General features: G+C 36.1%; 7 protein-coding genes. All 7 read right to left on the bottom strand.

Translation table 11 applies throughout. The features are described 5' to 3' along the window. Nucleotides 1–62 precede the first annotated feature (62 nt). The 7 genes from QME45_14265 to QME45_14235 all read right to left on the bottom strand — a co-directional run bounded on the left by QME45_14265 (nt 63) and on the right by QME45_14235 (nt 7,018). Nucleotides 63–701, bottom strand: a complete 639-nt coding sequence (locus QME45_14265) for a response regulator transcription factor (GenBank protein MDI6619795.1) — start codon at nt 699–701, stop codon at nt 63–65. Beyond that, complete coding sequence (locus QME45_14260; protein ID MDI6619794.1) at nt 701–1,810, bottom strand: histidine kinase; 1,110 nt, start codon at nt 1,808–1,810, stop codon at nt 701–703. The genes QME45_14265 and QME45_14260 overlap by 1 nt, the downstream gene beginning before the upstream one ends. Before the next feature lie 188 nt (nt 1,811–1,998). Next, on the bottom strand, nt 1,999–3,138 hold the full coding sequence (locus QME45_14255; protein ID MDI6619793.1) for an ABC transporter permease: 1,140 nt from the start codon (nt 3,136–3,138) through the stop codon (nt 1,999–2,001). A 3-nt stretch (nt 3,139–3,141) separates the two neighbouring features. After that, nucleotides 3,142–4,263 carry an ABC transporter permease gene (locus QME45_14250; GenBank protein MDI6619792.1) on the bottom strand — a complete coding sequence of 374 codons (1,122 nt, stop codon included), beginning with the start codon at nt 4,261–4,263 and terminating at the stop codon, nt 3,142–3,144. 35 nt (nt 4,264–4,298) lie between these two features. Then, entirely contained in the window at nt 4,299–5,234 is a 936-nt protein-coding gene (locus QME45_14245) for an ABC transporter ATP-binding protein (protein ID MDI6619791.1), read from the bottom strand. Nucleotides 5,235–5,643: 409 nt separating this feature from the next. Next, nucleotides 5,644–6,384 (bottom strand): hypothetical protein, encoded by a 741-nt coding sequence (locus tag QME45_14240; protein ID MDI6619790.1) that lies wholly within the window; start codon nt 6,382–6,384, stop codon nt 5,644–5,646. A gap of 28 nt (nt 6,385–6,412) precedes the next feature. Further along, nucleotides 6,413–7,018 carry a hypothetical protein gene (locus QME45_14235; GenBank protein MDI6619789.1) on the bottom strand — a complete coding sequence of 202 codons (606 nt, stop codon included), beginning with the start codon at nt 7,016–7,018 and terminating at the stop codon, nt 6,413–6,415. Between the last annotated feature and the right edge of the window lie 307 nt (nt 7,019–7,325).

Genomic DNA, 7,325 nt, shown 5'->3' with positions numbered 1-7,325 from the left:
TGCTCAAAATAACATAATCCTATTTATTCCTGATTTCAAATTACGAATTGAAGTTAAAAAATTTATCCCAGAGGAGAATCGCCGCTATTAAGATAGAAAATTGCAATCTGGGTCCTGTGCGCGAGTCCTGTTTTATTTAGTATGGCGGTTATATAGTTTTTAACCGTGCCTTTGGATATGTATAATTTTTCGGCGATTTCGCCGTTTGATAACCCCTGCGCGATAAGCTGCATGATCTCTATTTCTCGTCTGGAAAAAAGAGCATCATCAATTTTTCTTTTTTTATCTTTGAGCCCTTCTTTTATTTTATTTAATACTACATCCTGTATTACGGAGTTGCCTCCATATACCATCTTTATCGCAGATATTATCTTGTCCGGCGTGTTGTTTTTAAGAAGATATCCACTCGCACCGCTCTTTATCGCGTCGACAATATATTCATCATCATCAAATGTCGTGAGTATAAGGACTTTCGTATCAGTGCTTTGGCATATTTCCCTGGCAGCCTGCACCCCATTTAATACAGGCATCCTTACATCTATAAGCGCTACGTCGGCATGATCGTTTTTACAGCATTCGCAAGCCTTTAAGCCGTCTTCAACACATGATACGACCTCTATATCCTCATCTATATTCAATATGATTTTCAAGCTCTCCCTTATCAGCGGGTCATCATCGGCGATTAATACTTTTATTGTCATCATTTTGCACCTTCTATTGGCAATAGTGTTATAACTGAAAAACCATCTGAGCCGTCTATTATTGCCTTGCCTTTGGCATTGCTGACACGTTCTTCAATGCCCCTAAGTCCCAGTCCCTTTTTAATCGAGTAGGAACCGATTCCGTTGTCTTTGACTTCAACCTTAATAAATTTATTGAGCACATCTATCCTTATCTGAACCTTTGTAGCATTTGCATATTTAAGTACATTTGTAAGGGACTCTTTTGTATTTTCAATTATTATATTCCAATATGTATAGTTTATCACATCAATTTTACCATTGATATTCAAAATGGTTTCTATTTGAGTTTTTGCAGTAAAATCGTCGGTCATAAGTTTGAGCCTGTTTATTCCCATCTGCTCTTTTGGAGGCTTTATTTCACGCAAAACTTCTCTTATGGATTCGAGCCCGTCTCTCAATACATTTATGGAATTTTGAACCATTTTGAGCGTGCTTTCCTTATCTTTATCCATCAGAATTTTAGCTGCTTCAAGCTGCATGATGCTTCCCGATATCGTATGACCGACGCTGTCATGTATTTTCTGTGAGATTTTATTCCGTTCCTCAAGCTGGGCCGTATACTTTACCTGCTTTTCATATCCCTTGTTCGCGTCGATTCTTTCGTAGAGCCTGTATATTTTTCCGCGCATATCGTCATTTTGGTTTTTATAAGTCCGAATCTTAAAATATGCTCTCTTTGCAGTAAAAAATATTAAATAAGATAACAATAAGATCAAAATGTACTCTGGAACAATCGATTTATCGAGTAAAAATGCGATTAGAGCGGATGAAATGAGGCATAAATGCGATGGAAACAAGCCTATGCTAAATTCATATAAATTAAGAGGCAGCAAAATTATAAACAGCCTGTTGACATATAAATACCCCCGGGTTAATAATACCATGGATAAAATCAGAACTCCCTTTTTAATCATCTTACTGCTTATAATATAATAAGCCATGTTTATGCAGATATATATAAGAATCGATAAAATGGTATACATAGGATGGAATGTTTCTCCGATTAAGTATTTTATTAGCACGTATAAAATAATTGAAAATTTACTTAGTATGAGCAGTATGTCCATATAAAAAACCTCCTATTATACCATCCAATTATATTTTAACTGAAATAAAGACAATTATCATCATAAAATTTCAATTTGTAATATGAAATCGATCATAAATAACACAAGCTCAAATTGCGAATCGAAGATCATAGAAATAAAAAAGGCTTGAAAATTTATTCAAGCCCCGGCAATTACAGAAGCGGTCGCTATACAAAGTCGCCTGTCTTATCGGTTATTTTTATCTTATATGTGGCAATCAGCAGAAATGCTAATGCAAACGCAGCCAGTATGCATATGTTTGCAAGCAGTCCGCTAAAGTTTGTACCCTCCTGGATTTTTGATATTGCATCCATCGCCCATTTTTGCGGTATGATGTCTGATACCCTCTGTAGTGCCTTTGGCATCAATTCAAGAGGCCAAAAGGCGCCGCCGAGCATGCAAGTAGGGGTGATTATAAGCGTCGAAAGGCTGCTTGACTGTGCTGTTGAATCTGAGAATGCGATAATAAGCATGCTGAGCCCGATCGATGTCAGACCGAATATGACCAATATCAAAAATAGTTGCAGAAACGATTTGTCAACAGGCAATTTTAAAAATAGAGCCAAAAATATTGTGATCAGGACAACCTGAGATAGAGTAATTATTGCATTTACTATGAAGTTACTGAAAATATATATCCTTGGTTTCAGAGGCGCCACACAAATCCTGTTGAATGTTTTTTCTCTCTTTTCCTGCAACATCAAACTTGCAGTGCTCCCGCTCCCCATCATCAAAAACATTAAGAATAATCCCAGACTTCTGGATGTCGTCATATTAGTGGCGCTTTTGTCCTTTACGCTATAGGTTTTCAAGGTGAAACCGCCCTGCTTGTATTCATTATACATTTTATCGAACAGTTTTGCATTTCCGCTTGCAGCCTTAGATATATCGGTGATATTTTTTATATACAGGTTTAAATAGTTTTGTATCAGAGATGTCACTTCCTGGCCTTTTACCGAAAAGATCTGCAATTTTGGAACGTTTCCGGACATCAAGCTTCTGCTGTACCCTTCGGGTATAGTGAATGCACAATCGACATCGCCTTTTGCGACTACACTGTTTATTTCATCATCCTTCAATGTAATAATCTTATATTTATTCGTAGTCTGGAATGACTTTATCATATCCTGTGACAGCGAAGAGTTATCTTTGTTTATAATACCTATCTTTAGCTGTCCGCTGTTCGAAAAGCTGAAGAGCAAATACACGAAAGGAATGGTAATGGATAAAATTATAAATAATATATTGCTTTTCCTTCTAAACAATAGTTTCAAATTGTTTTTGATAAGTAATATCATGTTTCTCATGTCCTAAAATGCCTCCTTCTTAAAAGCCATAGCCGATATGGCTATAAAAACCGCCGCGCATGTCAGATTGATTGCCAGTGCCATGGGTACATCACCGTAATTTTTTGCAAATACTACCTGGAATATTGAGTTATTTGTCCATCTAATAGGGGAGATATTTGATAATTTCGATAATACATCGCTGCCCACCTCACTTATCGGGAAATACGATCCGCCAAGGAAGGCTATAAAAGGAATGATGGAATTAATCACACCCATTGCTGCATTGTTGTTTTTTATTATAAAACCCAGGCAGATGCCGATGCTTACTGAAAAAATTATGCCGCTTAAAACTACCGCAAATACTGTAGGCAAGTCTGTTCCCCAATTGGCTCCGAGTATAAATTTGCTGAATAAAAAGACTATGACCGACTGTATAAGGATGGAAAATGATTGCCCGAGAAGCTTTCCTGTCAATATCTCATATTTCTTTACAGGGCTGCAAAGCATCCTGTCACCGGTTTTCCTGGTTCTTTCTTCGCCAATGGAAAATATACCTCCCATAGCCCCATACAGTATTATAAGGGTCAACATTGTAACAGAATAATAATCCATCGACGAAGGTTGCTTTTCTTTATCAAGGGATACTACTCTGGTAAAATCATAGTTCTCATCTGAAACTATTTTGCCCATGATAGATGGATTATTTCTGGCTATGACAGATATCGAATTAAACCTGTCGATGAAGGTTTTTAATAAACTTTCGATTATATTCGTATCTATGAAATTCTTATCATTTTTATATAATGTGATGCTGTTATCTTTTACGAGGATATAACCCGTATATTTGGCATTTTTGATATCATTTATGCCTTTATCCGTGCTTTCTGCTTCTTTGATTTTTATTCCCATATCATCGCAGTTTTCCATAAAATTTTGAAACCCTTCCGACATCTCTTTGCTGCCGCTGTCAGTATATATTAGCTGAATATCGCTCGTAGGATACGACTGGCTGAATTCGTTCGAGAATGCAAAACCTAATATTAATATCAGAACAATAGGAAAGAGGACCATCATCAGCATTGTTTTTTTATCGGTCAAATTTTCCTTTATTTCCTTAAACATAATCCTAAAAATTCTCATCATATACCATTCCTTTCGTTTGAATCATACATTTTCCCTTAGTCTCTTAGCTTTCGGCCGGTCAAAGTTAAAAATACTGTTTCTAAATCAGGTGTCTGTGTTTCAAGGTTTTTAATCGGTATATGGTTGCCTGTAAAATACAATATTATTTTATCAAGATTATTTACATCCCTCATGCCTATTATTTTTACCACATTTTCGTTTATAATAATATTTTTAACACCGTTTATTTGCTTTAATTTGTTTTCATCTATATCTGCTGCGGAGCCTACGGTGACTAAAATGGTATTTGTATTCGTAATAATCGATTTAAGCTCCTCTTTTGTGCCCTCTGCGATTATTTTGCCATGATCCATTATGGCTATTTTTGTGCATATCGCCTCAACTTCTTCCATATAGTGGCTTGTATATATGATAGTACTTCCCATTTTATTGAGTTTCTTTACGGATTCCAGTATGTGATTCCTCGACTGAGGGTCTATGCCGACCGTAGGTTCATCCATTATGATAAGCTTTGGTCTATGCGCAATTGCGCATGCAATATTAAGCCTTCTTTTCATGCCGCTTGAAAATTTCTTCGGTTTCTCCCCTGATTTATCATCAAGTCCGACAAATTTTAATGCCATCTCGATATTTTGCTTTAAGTTCTCGCCTTTGAGACCGTATAAGCTTGCAAAAAATCCGACATTTTCATAAGCTGTTAAGTCTTCATATATGGCAAGATCCTGCGGAACCACCCCGATATTTCTCTTTGTAAAATCGGGTTCTTTTCTTATATTTTTCCCGAGCACAAAAACGTTTCCTCTGTCACTTTTCAAAAGCCCACATATTATATTTATTGCCGTGCTTTTACCGGCTCCATTCGGGCCCAGAAGTCCGTATATTTCCCCTTCATCGATTTCAAGGTTTATGTTGTCAAGTGCTATAGTATCTCCAAAACGCTTTGTCAAACCATCGATTTTTACTGCTTTCATAATAGTAATTCACCTCTTAATATTAAAAGTATATAATTGTTGGGATAGATTTCATCTCAAATATAATAATAACGTAAACTTTAAACGCTTTGAAGTACGCAAAGTCACTATTTGGATATGACTTTAGTCATATTATAGATTCAAAGACCGTGCAAATATACATGAAATGAAATAATATACGAGGGAGGCACATATTTTATATTTGAAGAATATTATTCCAATCGCTAAGCTCATATTATGCGATGTGTTCAAGAAAATAGATTTTATTTATACTGGATTTAAATCACATGGACATTCGAAGTGTTGCTAAAATGTCAGACAAAAAGACTGATATTTAGAGAGGCATTTTCCATAGGCCAATTTTGTTTCGGCGATGGCTCAGTGTAAGCCATCGCCGAAGTTGCTGCATTTAATTTGTTTTTTGTTTGCTTTTAATCATATTTTTTATATCCTGTTCGATCTTTAATTTATTTTTATTCAGCGATAGGTATTTATCGGTTTTCAGACTCTTGGGTGTAAATCTCTCTACATTATTCCCGCTTAAGTTGAACTTTCCCTGGAAAGCGCCCAGCGTAACATAATACTTTTCTCCTGGAAGTACGTTTAAGGAATAATCCTGCAGTCCAAAAATAAGAATTTTATCGTTTGGCTTAACATTCTGATACCCCATAAGTGAAAACCTTACTTTAGTATTTTTGTCCTTTTCCGTTGGTTTAATGCCAAATTTTAAACTTGCCCCCGAATATTTTATAATGGCCGCTTTTGTAGTTATTCCACCGGGCTCCACGAGGGTTATGACATCCCCTTCTTTTACATTATTATTAAATGTCTTTGTTACTTTAAGGTGGGCTTTTGTATAAGTCACAGTATTGAAATCGAAATAGCTTGTATCCATTATATTGCCTTCAACTATGATTTCTGCTTTGTCCATAAGCTTTTCCAGGCTGTCATACACGACGGCAAAATCTGGTTCGCTTATTACTGTTTCCATATTCTCACCGTCTGTGCTTTCTGCAGGTGCCTTAATATCTTCCGCATTTTCCCCGGATGGATTCGATGACTTTATACCTGTTGCTTTATTAGAAGAGCAGGCTGAAGATATCAATAAAGATATTAGCAGGATGCATATTAGCAATACTGACTTTTTCATATCACTGACTCCTTTCAAAAATTATTGATCAATATAGATAATTTATGCCGCGCAGATCAAATACCTCAGGTTCGTTCACCACGCGTCCGTTCCCAAGCTGGCACATTATCGCATTTAAAATATGGTTGTTTTCATTGAGACCCATGCAATGGCCCATTTCATGGGCTATAGAACCCTGCATATTAAATAAGCTCAATGTATTGAATACTTGCATGTTTAAATCGATCTTATTCCATACCCAGTTTGAATTCATGGGATTAATCTCTCCCGAGGAGCTATAGAACAAGGTTTCTGCAATAATTCCGGTGGAAGGAGCATAGTAATTGCCTGCATATATGTCCATGACGCTTTGCTTTTGAGTGGTAGTCTGCCGGAATGAAATAGGGGTAGACAATTTATCATCCGTATAAATCCATGAGCTCATGGCATTCTGTATCAATGTTGTATCTCCATCCGAAACAGCCGAACTTGTTATGTAGTAATATCGCCTGTGTTGTCCCCAGTTGCCGACTCCCCCTGATATAACGTGGTTATTGTATGTATAATAGTCGGCAGCATACACATTAAGCGGAAAAACCATAATCGACAAGATGATTAAAATCAAAGCCATTACTCTCTTGAGTTTTCTTCTCATGTTTTGATATTCTCCTCTCATTTTAATTTTTGACCATGCCAAAGAGTATTGTTGAATTTTAAATACTCATTTTATACTGACACAGTCTTATTTTTAGTTGATGATTTTTAATGTTTATTTTATAGATGAAGTTAAAAGATGATGTTTTGAATTTCTTGGATATTTAATAGAATTATCAGGTCATGATCTGTTTCTGATACTAAGTATACATGTGTTTGTATAATATGTCAAGAGTTGGTAAAACAGTAACTCCGATTCGTAATATGAACTTATGTTATTTTGAACACTCATTCGCCAGATTCAAGTT

The sequence above is a fragment of the Clostridiales bacterium genome (genome assembly GCA_030016385.1).
GTDB lineage: Bacteria > Bacillota > Clostridia > Clostridiales > Oxobacteraceae > JASEJN01.
This window is presented reverse-complemented; position numbering and strand designations above follow the sequence as displayed.